This is a genomic window from Sphingobium sp. (assembly GCF_036170395.1).
Taxonomy (GTDB): Bacteria; Pseudomonadota; Alphaproteobacteria; order Sphingomonadales; family Sphingomonadaceae; genus Sphingobium.
Window position 1 is genome coordinate 16,733 of sequence record NZ_JAVHPD010000059.1, and the last position, 13,808, is coordinate 30,540.

Sequence of the window (13,808 nt, forward strand, 5' to 3'; positions counted from 1 at the left end):
ACAGGTCGGTTCGATTCCGGCACAAACTATGGACAATGGGACACAGGAGGAGCCCGACATGCGGCAATGGCAATTGGCGGACCGCCCGATCGGGCGCGCGATCGCGGACAGCGACTTCGCGCTGGTCGACGCGCCCGATCCCGTCCCGGGGGAGGGCGAGATGCTGCTGGCGCTGCGCTGGCTGGGGTTCGAGCCGGCGCAGAAGGGCTGGATGGAAAATTTCGGCGGCTATGTGGCGCCGATGGACATTGGGGAGGTCATGCGCGGGATGGGCGTCGCCGAAGTGATCGAAAGCCGGGGCGGGCGCTGGCCGGTCGGCACGATGGTGACGGGCATGACCGGCTGGCGGGACCGGATCGTCACCGACGGCGCCGGCTATGATCCCTGTGAGCCCGACCTGCCGCCCGAAGCGATGCTGGGGCCGCTCGGCATCCCTGGCCTTACCGCCTGGCATGGCATGACCGCGATCGGCCGCCCGGCCCCCGGCGACACGGTGGTCGTCAGCGGCGCGGCGGGCGCAACGGGGTCAATCGCAGGGCAATTGGCGAAGATCGCCGGTGCGCGCGTCATCGGCATCGCCGGCGGGCCGGCCAAATGCGCGTGGCTGATCGACCAGGCCGGCTTCGACGCCGCCATCGATTACAAGGCCGGCGATGTCGCCGCCGCGCTCAAGCGCGAAGTGCCCAAGGGGATCGACATCATCTACGACAATGTCGGCGGCCCGATCCTGGACGCCATGCTTAGCCGCATCGCCATCGGCGCGCGGGTGGTGCTGTGCGGCGGCATCAGCCGCTACGAGCAGGGCGGGCAGATCGCCGGGCCGGGTAATTATTTCAACCTCATCCTGCGGCGCGCTCGGATGGAGGGCTTCATCATCCTGGATCAGCAGCCCCGCTGGCCCGAGATGCGCGCGCGCCTCGCCGCTCTGCTGCGCTCAGGCCGCCTCGTCGCGCAACAGGATGTGGTGGAGGGCTTCGAGAACGCCCCCACGGCGCTCGCCCGCCTCTTCACCGGCGCGAACCGGGGCAAGCAATTGCTGCGCGTGTAGCACGGTCCCTCACACCAGCTTCAGGATCATCTTCCCCTCGTTGCTGCCGTCGAACAGCCGCAGCATCGCCGGCAGCGCGCGCTCGATCCCTTCCTCGACATGCTCGTCATAGACGATCGCGCCTTCGTTCGCGAGCGCGGCCATGGCGCGCGTGCCCTCGGGGAAGCGATCGACATATTGGCTGATGAGATAGCCCCGCATCGTCGCTGTCTTGACCAGCAGTTGCCAGACATTGCGGGTGCCATAGGGCGCGCCATTATATTCCGAAATCAGCCCGCATATCACCACCAGCGCGCCCGGATTGATCCGCATCAGCGCCGCGTCGAGGCAGATGCCCCCGACATTCTCATAGACGAAATCGACCCCATCCGGCGCCGCCTGTCCGATCGCTTCGGCCAGCGCGTCGGCATCCTTGCCGCGATAGTCGATCGCCGCGTCATAGCCGTAGCGCTCGATCAGCTTCGCGCATTTGGCCGGCCCCCCGGCAATGCCCACCGTCCGCACGCCGCGCCGCCTGGCGAGCTGTCCGACCAGCGACCCGACCGCGCCCGCCGCCCCGCTCACCAGCAATGTCTGCCCGGTGCGCGGCTGCATCACATCCTCGACCCCAAACCAGGCGGTCAGCCCCACCGCGCCCGCGACCGACAGATAGGCGGTGGGGGAGGGGACAGCGCTCACATCGACCGGATGGGTGAAGCCGTCGCCCCGCCCGACCGAGACATGCTCGATCTTGTTCAACCCCATCACCCATTGACCCGGCGCAAAGCGCGGGTTGCGGCTCTCCTCGACCACGCCGATGGTGGACGCGCGCACCGCATCGCCGATCGGCACCGGCGGCATATAATTGCCCCCCGGTTCCAGCCAGCCCCGGATCGCCGGATCGATCGAGGCATAATGGTTGCGCACCAGAAACTCGCTCTCGCCGATCGCCGGCACCGGCTCGTCCACCAGCCGGAAGTCGCTCTCTTGGGGCAAGCCCTGCGGCCGCGCGGCCAGGATGAAGCGGCGGTTCATGGTCATCGGGCCTCTCCCTTTCATTTCTCGCAGTTGGCCGCGAAACGCCCCGGCTGCACACTGGCGAAAAGGAGAGGCTCATGCCCGTCATCCACCACCATGCCCGGCTCAACGTCCTCGTATCGGTGCGCGGCCATCCGTTCGACCGCAGCGCCTTCGACGCCATATTTCAGGCGATGGAAGGGGTCAGCGCCACCATGGTGGACCAGCCCGCCGCCGCCCGCCTCATGAACCCGGACGGGATGCGCGGGTTCGACGCGCTGCTGCTCTACGACATGCCTGGCCTCGATTTCGCGCATGCGACCGACCGGCCGGGCATCGTGTCGCCACCGCCGGAGCTGAAAGCAGGACTGCGCGCGCTGCTGGAGCAGGGCACAGGCGTCGTGGCGCTCCACCATGCCCTCGCCGGCTGGCCCGACTGGCCCGATTATGCCGACTGGCTCGGCGGCCGCTTCCTCTACACGCCGGCGGAGGTACGCGGACGCCCTTGCCCCGACAGCGGTTATGCGCATGACATCGCCTATGACGCCATCAACGTCGCGCCCGATCATCCGGTCATGGCCGGCATCCCGGCCCGCTTGCCCATGCGCGACGAACTCTATCTGGCGCAGATATTCGAGGAGGACGTGACCCCGCTGCTGCGCGCCGTCGCGCCCTTTACCGCCGATCGCTTCTTCAGCCCGCAGCACGCGCTTGCCGGGCGCATGCACTGCAATGACGGCTGGGATCATGCGCCCGGCAGCGACCTTATCGGCTGGGCGAAGCAGGCGCTCAGCGCCCGCCTCGTCTATCTCCAGCCCGGCGACGGCCCATCGGCCTATGACCAGCCCGACTATCGCCGCCTCATCCGCAACGCGCTCTTCTGGGTCGCGCGTCAGTCGTGAATGCCGCAGACGTCGTTCAGCTTTTCGTGGAAGAACTGAACCCGCTTCTCCTGGTTGGACAGGATGCCGCCGCGAAAGCCGCGCGAATGGAGACCAAGCTGCTGCCCCGTCGCCACCGACAGATCCTGGTCGGCGACGACGCCCAGCGATTTCTCGCCGAAGACGATATGCTCCCGGTCCACCGGCTCCAGCGGCGTCGGCCCATTGGGGCCGATCACCACGCCTGTATCGCCGATCGGATGCGCCATGAACCAATGGTCGAAAATGCAGCGCTCCGGGTCGGTCGGATGCGGCTCCGACCGCAGCAGCTGTACCCCGTCCGGCCACATGGTGAAGGTGATGTTGGGCCACAGGGTGAAGTGAAAATAATCGACGATCTCGGTGTCGCCCATCCCGTCATAATGGGCATAGCCCTTCTGCGCGCCGAGCTTCCGCTTCTGCGCCGCGATCGCTGCGCGCGCCGCCATGGCGTTGCCCTCATAGGCTGTGGGGTCCAGCTCCCAATATTCCAGCGCCTGCGCCAGCGGCAGGTCCAGCACCTGATGCGTCGGATAGCGGGCGGACGGCTGCAATCCCGGCATCCGCATCATATTATGCCCGGTCTCGGCAAAGATCGCGAAGTCGCAGTCGGCGAGTTGGTCGTTGATGACTGTCTTGATCTCCGGGTGGAGCGTCGGCAGATGATAGCTTTCGTTGAAATTGTCGCGCACGATCTTCCAGTTGCACGGAACGTCGGATGTCACCGCATAGACGCGGGTCATCTTCTCCATCTGCCATTGCGCGAGGCGATCATGCACCGCCGCGCCCAGCCAGTCGCGCAGCGGTGGCGCGTCACGGTCCATGTTGAACCACACGAACCCGCCCCACACCTCGCAGCCAATCTCGGTCAGCCGATGCTTGCCGCACGGATTGCCGCCGGGGAAATCCTCGGGATCCTGCACCTGCGCCAGCGTGCCGTCGGGGTCGTAGCGCCAGCCATGATAGCCGCACACCAGTTGCGGCGCGCCGCCCACCTCGGTCCAGGCCAGGCGGTATCCGCGATGCAGGCACGCATTGTAGAAGGCGCGGACGGAGCCGTCCGCCTGCTTCAGCATCACGATCGATTCGCGCCCCAGATTATGCGTCAGATAATCGCCGGTATCGATGAGGTCGGCGGCCATCCCGCCGACATGCCACACCTTCGTCCACACCTTGTCCCACTCGGCGTCGGCCCAGCGCCTGGAATAATAACGCTCGCCAGTGATGGGATCGCCCCGCACCGGCGGGTCATAGTCCGCAATGTGGCGGCTCATGAAAGTCTCGACGCTCATAGCCCTCTCCGGCAGAATTTTGTTTGAACGATCGACCAAAAACTACCATGCGCTTGCGGGGAGTCAACAACTCCGCCACAGTCGGCAGCCCCATGGAAACCAACCTATCAGAAGTCACAGGTAGCCGGCCGAAGCGCCCCAAGGCCGATCGCCGCCGCGCACCGGAGACCGGAACCCGCATCCTCGACGCCGCCGAAATGCTCTTCTCCTGGCGCGGCTTCTACGGCGTGTCGCTGCGCGAGATCGCGGCGGAGGCGGGCGTGCAGCTTGCGCTGACCCATTATCATTTCGGGTCGAAGGAAAGCCTGTTCAGCGCCGTCATCGAACGCCGCGCCGCCGATCATGCCGCCCGGATCGAAGCGGCATTGGCAGAAGCGAAATCGGTCGAAGGCAGCCGCCGCGTCCGGCGCGAGGCGATCCTTCGCGCCCTCATTGCCACCATCGTCGATCGCGCGCTGCGCGGCGGCCCGGGCTGGAAAAACTATGTCCGCCTGCTCGCCTTCGTCGCCAACCACCCGCAGGAGGAGGAATATGTCTCCCCCTTCCGCACCCATTATGACCATGTGATCCATGATTTTGTCGAGGCGCTTGGGCTGCTCCACCCCGAAATGGAAAAGCTCGACGTGCAATGGGGCTTCTTCTTCTTTCAGGCCGCGACCACCCACATATTGGTCGAAAGCGGGATGCTCGACCGTCAATCGGGCGGCGCGCTCCACTCGTCGGACCTCGATACGATGGCCGACCGCATGGTCCCCTTCTTCGCCGCCGGCTTTCTGGGGCTGGGCGCGGCCGACTGACCTGACAGAAAGCCGAGTTTGGCGCAGCGGCCCACCGCCTTACTCTACCGCGCGATAACGGGAGAGTATGGCGATGGCGGGACGGCTCGACGGCAAGGTGGCGGTGATAGTGGGCGCGTCCAACCCGCAGAGCATGGGCGCGGCGACGGCGCGCCGTTTCGCGGCCGAAGGCGCGCAGCTGATCCTCGCCGCCCGCCGCGCGGACGCCGTGGCGGGCGTCGCTGCCTCCCTCGATGCGACCGCGCAAGCCTGCGACATCACGCAGGAGGACCAGCTCGCCGCCCTCGCGCAAACAGCGATCGACCGCCACGGCCGGCTCGACATCGCGGTCAACTATGCCGGCGTCGAATCGGGCGGCCCCTTGCTCGAAACCAGCGCCGACACCTTCCGCCAGGCGGCCGAGGTGCATTTCGTCGGCACCGCGCTCTTCATCAAGCAGATGGCGCTCGCCATGGCGCAGGGCGGCTCGATCATCACCGCGTCCTCGCTCACCGCGCTGGTGCAAGCGCCCGATCTCTCCGCCTATGCCGCGTCCAAGGCCGGGGCCGACATGCTGGTCCGCGTTGCCGCCAATGAGCTTGGCGCCCGCAACATCCGCGTCAATAGCATCGCACCGGGCTTCACCGAGAGCGCCATGACCGCAGGCTGGTTCGCGATGGACGCGGTCAAGCGCGCCTTCCTCAAGGAAATCCCGCTCGGCCGCTTCTCGACGATCGGGGACATCGCCAACGCCGCCCTCTGGCTCGCCAGTGACGAGGCCTTCATCACCGGCCAGGTCATCGACATCACCGCCGGCCAGTCGCTCCGGCGAACGCCCCGCGCGGAGGAGTTCGTCTGATGGCCCGGCTGGCGGGCAAGCGCGCGCTCGTCGTCGGTGCGGCGGGCAAGGACAATATGGGGCAGGCGATCGCCCGCCGTTTCCTTGCCGAAGGGGCTGAGGTCGCCGTCGCCGGCCGCAAGCGCGATGTGCTCGACGCCTTCGTCGCGCAGGAAGGCGGCATCGCGGTTTATTGTGATTTCTCAGACAAGGGGTCGATCGACGCCATGGTCGTCGACACCGCGCAGCGCCTCGGCGGCATCGACATCGCCGTCAACGCGACCGGCTGGGGCCTGCTCAAACCCTTCCTCGACACGACGCCGGAGGAACTGGACGCGATGATCGCGCTGCAACTGCGCGGCCCCTTCCATTTCCTCCAGGCGCTGATCCCGGTCATGGGCGATCAGGGGGGCGGATCGATCATCCAGATCAGCTCGGCAACCGCTACCATCATGTTCCACGATCATGATGCCTATATGGCGACCAAGGCCGGCACCGACCATCTCGTCCGCAGCGTCGCCAACCAGTTCGGTCACCTCGGGATCCGCATCAACAGCATCTCGCCCGGCGTCACCGAAACCCCGATGACGGCGCAAGCCGCTGCCGTCCCCGGCGTCCTGGACGCTTTCGTCAAGGGCTATCCGCTCGGCCGCTACGGCACGCCGCAGGACATCGCCGCCGCCTGCGTCTGGCTGGCGAGCGACGAATGTTTCATGACCGGCGAAAATCTTCAGGTGAATGGCGGCCTCACCCTGCGCGGCAATCCGACCAAGGCGGATATCGAGGCGTCCGTCGCCGCTGCCATGGCGCGGCAGGGCTAAGTCCGCCATGGCCCGCCGCCCGCTCGCCATGGCGTCGGGCATCATGCCCGAAGCGTCCCCCGTCGATCTGGTCGAATGTGCGGCGGCGGCCGGCTTCGACTATGGCGGCATGTGGATCGAGCCCGCCGACTGGACCGCCGCCACGACCCGCGCCGTTCGTGCCGCGCTCGCCGCGACCGGCCTGAAGCTGCTCGACGCCGAAGTCGTCTGGATCAAGCCCGGCCCGCCCGATCCGGCGCACGACCATATTCTCGACATCGCGCTGGAGCTTGGCGCGCGCAACCTGCTCTGCGTCAGCAGCGATCCCGATTCCGCCGCCACCGCCGCCAAGCTCGCCCGCCTCGCCGATCGCGCCGGCAATGCGATCCGCATCAATCTCGAATTCGGCCTGTTCACCGAAGTCAAAACCATCGGACAGGCCAGCGCGATCCTGCGCGATATCGATCATCCCGCCATGGCGCTCCTCATCGACGCGCTCCACTGGACCCGATCGGGCGGCACGCTGGCGGACATCGCCGCCTTGCCCCCGCATTGGCTGAGCTATGTCCAGCTCTGCGACGCGCCCATGCCCGGCGCAGACCCCGCCGATCCGCAAGCGATCCTCACCGAAGCGATCGACGGCCGCGTTGCCCTGGGCGAGGGTAGCCTGCCCCTCGGCTCCCTACTCGCCGCCTTGCCGGATCATCTTCCGATCGCGGTCGAGGAACGCTCGAAGGCGCTGCGCGACGGTTGGCCAGACCTCCACGCCCGCGCCGCCCGTCTGTATCGCACCTCATCCGAATGGCTTGCCCGCCAAGGCTGAGCAGGCATATTGAAGTCTATTGGTCGGGGCTGGGTGCAACATGGCGTTCCCCGGCCTGCGCCGGGCAACAAGAAGCTACAAGTTAAGCGCAACCTACATTCGGCTCACCCCGTCAGCAGCGCCGGCTCCTCAATCAACCCCTTAAGCGTCCGCATGAAGTCCGCGCCCACCGCCCCGTCGATCGCGCGATGATCGCAGGAGAGCGACAGTTTGACGATCGTCGCGAAGGCGAGCGCGTTGCCGATCTCCACCGGCTCGCGCACCCCCGCGCCGACCGCCAATATCGCGCCCTGCGGCGGATTGATGATCGCGTCGAACTGGTCGATGCCGTACATGCCAAGGTTGCTGACCGAAAAGCTTCCGCCCTGAAACTCTTCCGCCTGCAAACGGCCGGCGCGCGCCTTCTCCGCCAACGCCTTCACCTCGCGGGAAACTGCTGCGACGGAAAGGCGATCCGCGCCCCTGACGATCGGGGTGATAAGCCCTTTGTCGGTCGCCACCGCCACCGCGATATCGGCGCTGGCGAAGCGGTGTATCTCCTCCCCATGCACCTGCACATTGACGTCGGGATGCCGCGCCAGCGCGAGCGCACAGGCGCGCACGATATAGTCGTTGATGCTCGGCGCTTCGCCCGTCGCCGCCTTGGCCTGCGCGCGCAGCCCCAAAATCGCGTCGATCCTGACCTTCGACCGCAAGTAGAAATGCGGAATCGTCGCCTTGCTGTGGCTCAGCGCCCTGGCGATCGCCTTGCGCATCGGCGACATGCGCACGACCTCCGCCGCGCCCGCCGCCGGCGGTGCAAACGAAACCGCTGGCTCGGGTGCCGGCGCCTTGACCAGCGCCAGCACGTCGGCCTTGCAGATGCGCCCTTTCGGCCCGGTGCCGCTGACCCCGCTCAGGTCGACGCCATGCTGCACCGCCAGCCGCTTGGCGAGCGGGCTGGCGAACAGCTCGCCCAACGCCGCGCCAACCGGCGTGATGTCCACCGCTAGCCCGCCCACCGCCACCGGCGGCAGGCTCGCCTGCTGCACATCCTGGAAGGTGATGCGCCCGCCCGGCCCGGACCCCGCGATACCGCTCACGTCCACGCCATTCGCCTCGGCGAAGGCGCGCGCCGCCGGGCTGATAAGCGCGTCCTGCGCCACCGCGACCCTGGGCGCCGCTTCCACAACAGCCGGCGCGGGAGCCGCCGCCGGCTTCGCCGCGCCCGGCTTATACCCCGCGATGAAGCTCTCCACTTCGCTGTCCGCCGGCTTGTCCTCCGGCCCGGCCAGCACGGCGATCAGGTCGCCGACCGCATAGGTTTCGCCCTCCTGCGCAATCAGCCGCGCGAACTGGCCGTCCGCTTCCGCTTCCACCTCGTTGGTGATCTTGGCCGTCTCGATCAGCGCCAGCAGGTCGCCCTTCCTGAACGGCGCGCCCTCGCGCACCTTCCATTCGGCGACCACCCCCTCGGTCATCTCGATGCCCCATTTGGGCATGGCGAATGCGCGCAAATTGCTCATCGCGCTCACCCCCGCCGCCAGGACATGAGCTTGACCGCGCCGGCCATGATCTTCTCGGGCGAGGGCAGATAGGCCGCCTCCAGCTCGCGCGCGAAGGGCACCGGGCTGTGCGGCGCCGTCACCATCTCGATCGGCGCTTTCAGCGACGCAAACGCCTTCTGCGCCACCAGCGCCGACAGGTCGGTGGCGAAGGAGCAGCGCGGCGGCGCTTCATCGACGATCAGCAGCCGCCCGGTCCGCTCGACGCTGTCGAGGATCGCCTCCTCATCGAGCGGGCTCGTGGTGCGCAGGTCAATGAGGTCGCAGCCAATGCCATCCTGCGCCAGCTCCCGCGCCGCCTGCTCGGCCCGCGCGACCATCATGCCCGTAGCGAGGATGGTCACATCGTCGCCCTGCGTCACCTGCCGCGCATGGCCGAAGGGGATGAGATATTCGCCGTCAGGCACTTCGCCGCTCACCGCATAGAGGAATTTATGCTCCAGGAAGATGACCGGATCATCGTCGCGAATCGCCTGGGTCAGCAGCCCCTTGGTGTCCGCCGGGGTGGACGGCATCACCACCTTCAACCCCGGCATCGCGGTCACGAACTGGTGGATCGACTGGCTGTGCTGCGGCGCGGCATTGTAACCGCCGCCATAGGGCATGCGGATCACCACCGGGCATTTGGACTTGCCCCCGAACATGTAGCGGAACTTGGCGACCTGGTTCCAGATCTGGTCCATGCACACGCCGATGAAGTCGGCGAACATGATCTCGGCGATGGCGCGCTTGCCGGTCAGCGCCGCGCCCGCCGCCGCGCCGATGATCGCGCTTTCGCTGATCGGCGTGTCGATCACCCGGTCGGGGCCATATTTGGCCCATAGCCCGCCCGACGTGCCCCATATGCCGCCGATCGCCTCCGGCCCGCCCGGCGCGCCATTGCCGCCGACGATGTCCTCGCCCAGCATGATGACATTCTCGTCGCGCGCCATTTCCTCGTCGATCGTGTCGCGAATGACGTCGCGGATCATTTTCTTGGCCATGTCCGATCCTCCCGGCGTCAGTAGCTGATATAGACGTCTTCCAGGACGTCCTGCGCTGTCGGTTTGGGCGCGGCTTTGGACTCGGCCACCGCCCGCTCGATCAGCGCCGTCACCTCCGCGTCCACCGCGTCCAGCGCTTCGCCGTCGAGCAGCTTCGCCTCGGTCACCTTGGTGCGGAATGTCTTGAGGCAATCGCGTTCCTCGCGAATGCGGTCCAGCTCGCCCTCGCCGCGATAGCGCTGCGGATCGCCCTCGAAATGGCCGTAGAAGCGCTCGCAATCCAGCTCGATCGAGGCCGGGCCGTTGCCCGCCTTGCAGTATTCGATCAGCTCGCCGATCGTCTGATACACGTCGAAGAAGTCGATCCCGTTCGCCTTGACCGCCTTCATCCCGAACGCGGCTGATCGCGCCGTCATGCTCTCCGCGCCCACGGCATAGGCTTCGCCGGTATGCTCGGAATAATGATTATTCTCGAACACGAAGATCACCGGCAGCTTCAGCACGACGGCCATGTTCATGGCTTCAAATGTCGTGCCCTGGTTGCACGCCCCGTCACCCGAAAAAGCGATCGAGACCGTCCCGTTGCTCTTGGCGCTGATCCCCGCGCCCACCGCGATCGGCGCGCCCGCGCCGACGATGCCGTTCGCCCCCAGCATCCCCACGCCCATATCGGCGATATGCATCGAGCCGCCCTTGCCCTTGCACAGGCCGTCGCGCGATCCGTAAATCTCCTTCATCATCGCCACCACGTCGCACCCCTTGGCGATGCAATGGCCATGGCCGCGATGGGTGGAGATGATATAGTCGGTCGGCCCCAGATGCTCGCACACCCCGACGGCGCAGGCTTCCTGCCCGGCGTAGAGATGGGTGAAGCCGGCAATCTCGCCCAGCGCGATCTCGTCGTGCAGACGCTCCTCGAACAGGCGGATCGTCTTCATCTGGCGATAGGCCCGGATTAGGGCTTCTCGGCTGAGTTGCATCTCTCTCTCCTGTCTGGCCGGCGCGTTAGAGGCCCAGCACGGTCTTGGCGATGATGGTGCGCTGGACTTCGTTCGTACCACCGAAAATCGTCCAGGCGAGACTGTTGAGGTAGCGCGGCGCGGCGATCTGCGCGCCCTTGCCATGGCGCGGCGGCGGCGCGTCAGCCCCATAGAGCGGCCGCCGCGGCTCCAGCTCCAGCCCCGCATAGCCGTAAAGCCGCACCGCCATCGCGTCGACCTGCTGGCGCAGCGTGGAGGCGATCATCTTCGACAGCGACGTCTGCGGTCCCGGCGGCAACCCCTTCGCCATTTCGGCCAGCACCCGCAGTTCGGTCATCTCCAGCGCCTGCGCCGTCAACTCGATCCGGGCCAGGTCGGCCATGAAACTCAGGTCGTCGGCCATAGTCCCGCCATGCCCGTCCGGCTCGCCCGCCGCGCACGCGCGCAGCTTGGCGATGTCGGACAGCAGCTTGGGCGCGTGGCACGCCCCGCCGCGCTCATTCTCCAGCAGGAATTTGGCGATGGTCCATCCCATGCCTTCCTCGCCCACCAGATTGTCGAGCGGCGCGATCACCTCGTCCAGATAGACTTCGTTGACCTCATGGTCGCCGGCGAGGCCCCGGATCGGCCGCACCTCGACGCCCGGCTGGTCCATGTCGACCAGGATGAAGCTGATCCCGGCCTGCGCCTTGGCCTGTGCGTCGGTGCGGACCAGGCAGAATATCTTGTTCGCATGGTGCGCATGGGTCGTCCACAGCTTGCGCCCGTTGATGACATAATGGTCGCCGCGCCGCTCCGCCCGGCTTTTGAGGCTGGCGAGGTCCGATCCCGATCCCGGCTCGGAAAAGCCCTGGCACCAATAGTCGCTGCCGTCGAGGATGCGGGGCAGGAGCCGCGCCTTCTGCGCCGCCGTCCCGAAGCGGCAAAGCACCGGGCCGAGCAGTTTCAGACTCAGCACCGGCAGGCTCGGGGCGTTGGCGAGCGCGCATTCCTTCTCGAAAATATAGCGCTGCACCGGCGTCCATCCGGTGCCGCCGCACTCGACTGGCCAGTTATAGGCCAGCCAGCCCTTCTCGTGCAGGATATGCTGCCACTCCTGCCCGATATCGGGTTCCACGAACACGCCCGGCGTCGCCGCCATGCCCTTGCGCAAAGGGTCGGGCAGATGCGCGTCGAGGAAAGCGCGGACCTCCTGCCGGAAGGCTTCGTCCTCGGGGGTGAAATGCAGGTCCATCTATCGTTCCAATATGGTGACGCCGGAAATGCCGGGCGCGCCATAGACATGGGTATATCCGACGCGCGGCGCGCCCGGCGCCTGCCGCCCCCCGCCCGTCCCGCGCAGCTGCACGACATTCTCGTAAACCTGCCGCAGCCCCGACGCGCCGATCGGCTCCCCGCAGGCGAGACAGCCGCCATCGGTGTTAATCGGCAGCCGCCCGTCGATCCGGCTCCAGCCCTCCGCCAACCACTCCTCCTGCTCGCCATCCTTGCAGAAGCCGTTTTCGGCCATATGCATGATCTCCGCGCCGGACTCGGTGTCCTGCAACTGCGCGACGTCGATATCCTCCGGCCCGATCCCCGCCATCTCGAACGCCGCCGCCGACGCCAGCAAAGTCGGCGCGCCGCCGCGCTCGATCGATAGGCTCGGCGAAAACACCTCGAACGATCCGGGCGGGCGGGTCCGTGTCACCGCCGCCTTGATGCGGATGTTTGCCCGGCCCAATTGCCGCGCCTTCTTCTCGCTCGCCAGGATCAGCGCCACGCCGCCCTCGGCGGGCGAACAAAACATATATTTGGTGAGCGGATCGGAAATCATCTGGCTGGTGAGGATCGTCTCCAGATCGACCGGGCTGCGCCGCCAGGCGTGGGGCGCATGGACACCATTGTCGAACGCCTTCTGCGCCACCCGCCCCAGCGCCGTCGGCGTAATGCCATGCTGCGCCATATAGCGTTGCAGCTTCATGGCGAAAAACTGCGTCGTCACCATCATGCCGACTTCGCCATACCAGTCGGGCAGGCTATATTCGGCCGGCATGGCGTTGAACGCGCCGCGCGGATGCTTGTCATAGCCGAAGGCGACGCCGAGGTCATATTGGCCCGACGCGATCCCCTGCCACGCCCCGATCAGCGACGATCCGCCGGTCGCGCAGCCATTGCGGACATTGATGATCGGGATGCCGGTCAGCCCCATCTCGTTGACGATCGTGTCCGCGCCGCCCGCGCTGTCCGATCCGCCGAAGCCGAATTGCAGGTCGCGCCATTCCAGCCCGACCTCGGCCAGCGCCTGCGCGATCGCGAACGCCCCCTGCTGCAATCCCGAAAGCCCCTCGGTCCGGCCGAACGGATGGATACCGATACCCACGATGAACACGTCCGCCATCGCGCTTACTCCTGCACCGGGCGGAAGGCGAAGCTGCGCACGCTGCGTCCTTCGCCATCGGTGGTGAGCGGCACGAGCACCGTCTCCATCTCCATCCCGATATGCAGCGCGTCGAACTCGACATCGACGAACGGGGCTTCCACGATCACGGCGTCGGGCAACTCGACATAGCCGAGCGCGAAGGGAGTGAAGTCCGCCGGCCCGGCATAGGGCGGGGTCTTGGGGCGGAAGCGCTGCACCGTCCAGGACCAGAGCTTGCCACGGTGCGGCAGCATGACCGGCTCATAAGCGGGATTGCCGGCGGGGCAGGGGAAGCGCACCTCGCCGCTATCGCGATGCCGCCCGCCGATCAGCGCCGGGCGCGGCTCGGCGACGAACAATCCTTCGGCGATATCGACAACTTGCCCCATGGGCCGCGCTCTCCCTCT

General features: G+C 66.9%; 14 protein-coding genes. 6 read left to right on the forward strand and 8 right to left on the reverse strand.

From position 1 onward, the window contains the following. Positions 1-58 precede the first annotated feature (58 nt). On the forward strand, positions 59-1,048 hold the full coding sequence (locus V2B31_RS14985) for an NADP-dependent oxidoreductase (protein WP_328279908.1): 990 nt from the start codon (positions 59-61) through the stop codon (positions 1,046-1,048). 9 nt (positions 1,049-1,057) lie between these two features. On the opposite strand, the gene V2B31_RS14990 is transcribed toward V2B31_RS14985, so the two are convergent. Then, entirely contained in the window at positions 1,058-2,068 is a 1,011-nt protein-coding gene (locus V2B31_RS14990) for an NADP-dependent oxidoreductase (protein ID WP_328279910.1), read from the reverse strand. Positions 2,069-2,142: 74 nt separating this feature from the next. Between V2B31_RS14990 and V2B31_RS14995 the strand changes: the two genes are divergently transcribed. Further along, positions 2,143-2,946 (forward strand): ThuA domain-containing protein, encoded by an 804-nt coding sequence (locus V2B31_RS14995; RefSeq protein ID WP_328279912.1) that lies wholly within the window; start codon positions 2,143-2,145, stop codon positions 2,944-2,946. On the opposite strand, the gene V2B31_RS15000 is transcribed toward V2B31_RS14995, so the two are convergent. After that, the gene (locus V2B31_RS15000) at positions 2,937-4,256 is read right to left on the reverse strand and encodes an aromatic ring-hydroxylating oxygenase subunit alpha (RefSeq protein WP_328279914.1); all 1,320 of its coding nucleotides are present in this window, start codon (positions 4,254-4,256) and stop codon (positions 2,937-2,939) included. The two genes, V2B31_RS14995 and V2B31_RS15000, sit on opposite strands and share 10 nt — an antisense overlap. A 92-nt stretch (positions 4,257-4,348) precedes the next feature. On the opposite strand from V2B31_RS15000, the gene V2B31_RS15005 reads away from it, so the two are divergent. The 4 genes from V2B31_RS15005 to V2B31_RS15020 all read left to right on the forward strand — a co-directional run bounded on the left by V2B31_RS15005 (position 4,349) and on the right by V2B31_RS15020 (position 7,493). Continuing rightward, positions 4,349-5,053 (forward strand): TetR/AcrR family transcriptional regulator, encoded by a 705-nt coding sequence (locus tag V2B31_RS15005; RefSeq protein WP_328279918.1) that lies wholly within the window; start codon positions 4,349-4,351, stop codon positions 5,051-5,053. Positions 5,054-5,120: 67 nt separating this feature from the next. Next, positions 5,121-5,891 carry an SDR family NAD(P)-dependent oxidoreductase gene (locus V2B31_RS15010; protein ID WP_328279921.1) on the forward strand — a complete coding sequence of 257 codons (771 nt, stop codon included), beginning with the start codon at positions 5,121-5,123 and terminating at the stop codon, positions 5,889-5,891. After that, a complete protein-coding gene (locus tag V2B31_RS15015) occupies positions 5,891-6,691 on the forward strand; it encodes an SDR family NAD(P)-dependent oxidoreductase (RefSeq protein WP_328279924.1) in 801 nt (266 codons plus the stop codon). The genes V2B31_RS15010 and V2B31_RS15015 overlap by 1 nt, the downstream gene beginning before the upstream one ends. A 7-nt stretch (positions 6,692-6,698) precedes the next feature. Next, positions 6,699-7,493 (forward strand): sugar phosphate isomerase/epimerase family protein, encoded by a 795-nt coding sequence (locus V2B31_RS15020; RefSeq protein ID WP_328279926.1) that lies wholly within the window; start codon positions 6,699-6,701, stop codon positions 7,491-7,493. A gap of 104 nt (positions 7,494-7,597) precedes the next feature. On the opposite strand, the gene V2B31_RS15025 is transcribed toward V2B31_RS15020, so the two are convergent. The 6 genes from V2B31_RS15025 to V2B31_RS15050 are packed head-to-tail and all read right to left on the reverse strand — an operon-like array spanning position 7,598 to position 13,790. Then, a complete protein-coding gene (locus V2B31_RS15025; RefSeq protein WP_328279929.1) occupies positions 7,598-8,998 on the reverse strand; it encodes a dihydrolipoamide acetyltransferase family protein in 1,401 nt (466 codons plus the stop codon). 5 nt (positions 8,999-9,003) lie between these two features. Next, entirely contained in the window at positions 9,004-10,020 is a 1,017-nt protein-coding gene (locus tag V2B31_RS15030; protein WP_328279933.1) for an alpha-ketoacid dehydrogenase subunit beta, read from the reverse strand. A gap of 17 nt (positions 10,021-10,037) precedes the next feature. Continuing rightward, positions 10,038-11,000 carry a thiamine pyrophosphate-dependent dehydrogenase E1 component subunit alpha gene (locus V2B31_RS15035; RefSeq protein WP_328279936.1) on the reverse strand — a complete coding sequence of 321 codons (963 nt, stop codon included), beginning with the start codon at positions 10,998-11,000 and terminating at the stop codon, positions 10,038-10,040. Between the two features lie 25 nt (positions 11,001-11,025). Continuing rightward, entirely contained in the window at positions 11,026-12,234 is a 1,209-nt protein-coding gene (locus V2B31_RS15040; protein ID WP_328279938.1) for an acyl-CoA dehydrogenase family protein, read from the reverse strand. After that, positions 12,235-13,380: a thiolase family protein gene (locus V2B31_RS15045; RefSeq protein ID WP_328279941.1), complete on the reverse strand. Its 1,146-nt coding sequence runs from the start codon at positions 13,378-13,380 to the stop codon at positions 12,235-12,237. A gap of 5 nt (positions 13,381-13,385) precedes the next feature. Then, the gene (locus V2B31_RS15050) at positions 13,386-13,790 is read right to left on the reverse strand and encodes a Zn-ribbon domain-containing OB-fold protein (protein WP_328279943.1); all 405 of its coding nucleotides are present in this window, start codon (positions 13,788-13,790) and stop codon (positions 13,386-13,388) included. Positions 13,791-13,808: the final 18 nt, after the last annotated feature.

Bases quoted from the DNA above. Each gene is read 5' to 3' on its own strand.
- V2B31_RS14985 (WP_328279908.1), top strand. From the start codon at position 59: ATGCGGCAATGGCAATTGGCGGACCGCCCGATCGGGCGCGCGATCGCG.
- V2B31_RS14990 (WP_328279910.1), bottom strand. From the start codon at position 2,068: ATGACCATGAACCGCCGCTTCATCCTGGCCGCGCGGCCGCAGGGCTTG.
- V2B31_RS14995 (WP_328279912.1), top strand. From the start codon at position 2,143: ATGCCCGTCATCCACCACCATGCCCGGCTCAACGTCCTCGTATCGGTG.
- V2B31_RS15000 (WP_328279914.1), bottom strand. From the start codon at position 4,256: ATGAGCGTCGAGACTTTCATGAGCCGCCACATTGCGGACTATGACCCG.
- V2B31_RS15005 (WP_328279918.1), top strand. From the start codon at position 4,349: ATGGAAACCAACCTATCAGAAGTCACAGGTAGCCGGCCGAAGCGCCCC.
- V2B31_RS15010 (WP_328279921.1), top strand. From the start codon at position 5,121: ATGGCGATGGCGGGACGGCTCGACGGCAAGGTGGCGGTGATAGTGGGC.
- V2B31_RS15015 (WP_328279924.1), top strand. From the start codon at position 5,891: ATGGCCCGGCTGGCGGGCAAGCGCGCGCTCGTCGTCGGTGCGGCGGGC.
- V2B31_RS15020 (WP_328279926.1), top strand. From the start codon at position 6,699: ATGGCCCGCCGCCCGCTCGCCATGGCGTCGGGCATCATGCCCGAAGCG.
- V2B31_RS15025 (WP_328279929.1), bottom strand. From the start codon at position 8,998: ATGAGCAATTTGCGCGCATTCGCCATGCCCAAATGGGGCATCGAGATG.
- V2B31_RS15030 (WP_328279933.1), bottom strand. From the start codon at position 10,020: ATGGCCAAGAAAATGATCCGCGACGTCATTCGCGACACGATCGACGAG.
- V2B31_RS15035 (WP_328279936.1), bottom strand. From the start codon at position 11,000: ATGCAACTCAGCCGAGAAGCCCTAATCCGGGCCTATCGCCAGATGAAG.
- V2B31_RS15040 (WP_328279938.1), bottom strand. From the start codon at position 12,234: ATGGACCTGCATTTCACCCCCGAGGACGAAGCCTTCCGGCAGGAGGTC.
- V2B31_RS15045 (WP_328279941.1), bottom strand. From the start codon at position 13,380: ATGGCGGACGTGTTCATCGTGGGTATCGGTATCCATCCGTTCGGCCGG.
- V2B31_RS15050 (WP_328279943.1), bottom strand. From the start codon at position 13,790: ATGGGGCAAGTTGTCGATATCGCCGAAGGATTGTTCGTCGCCGAGCCG.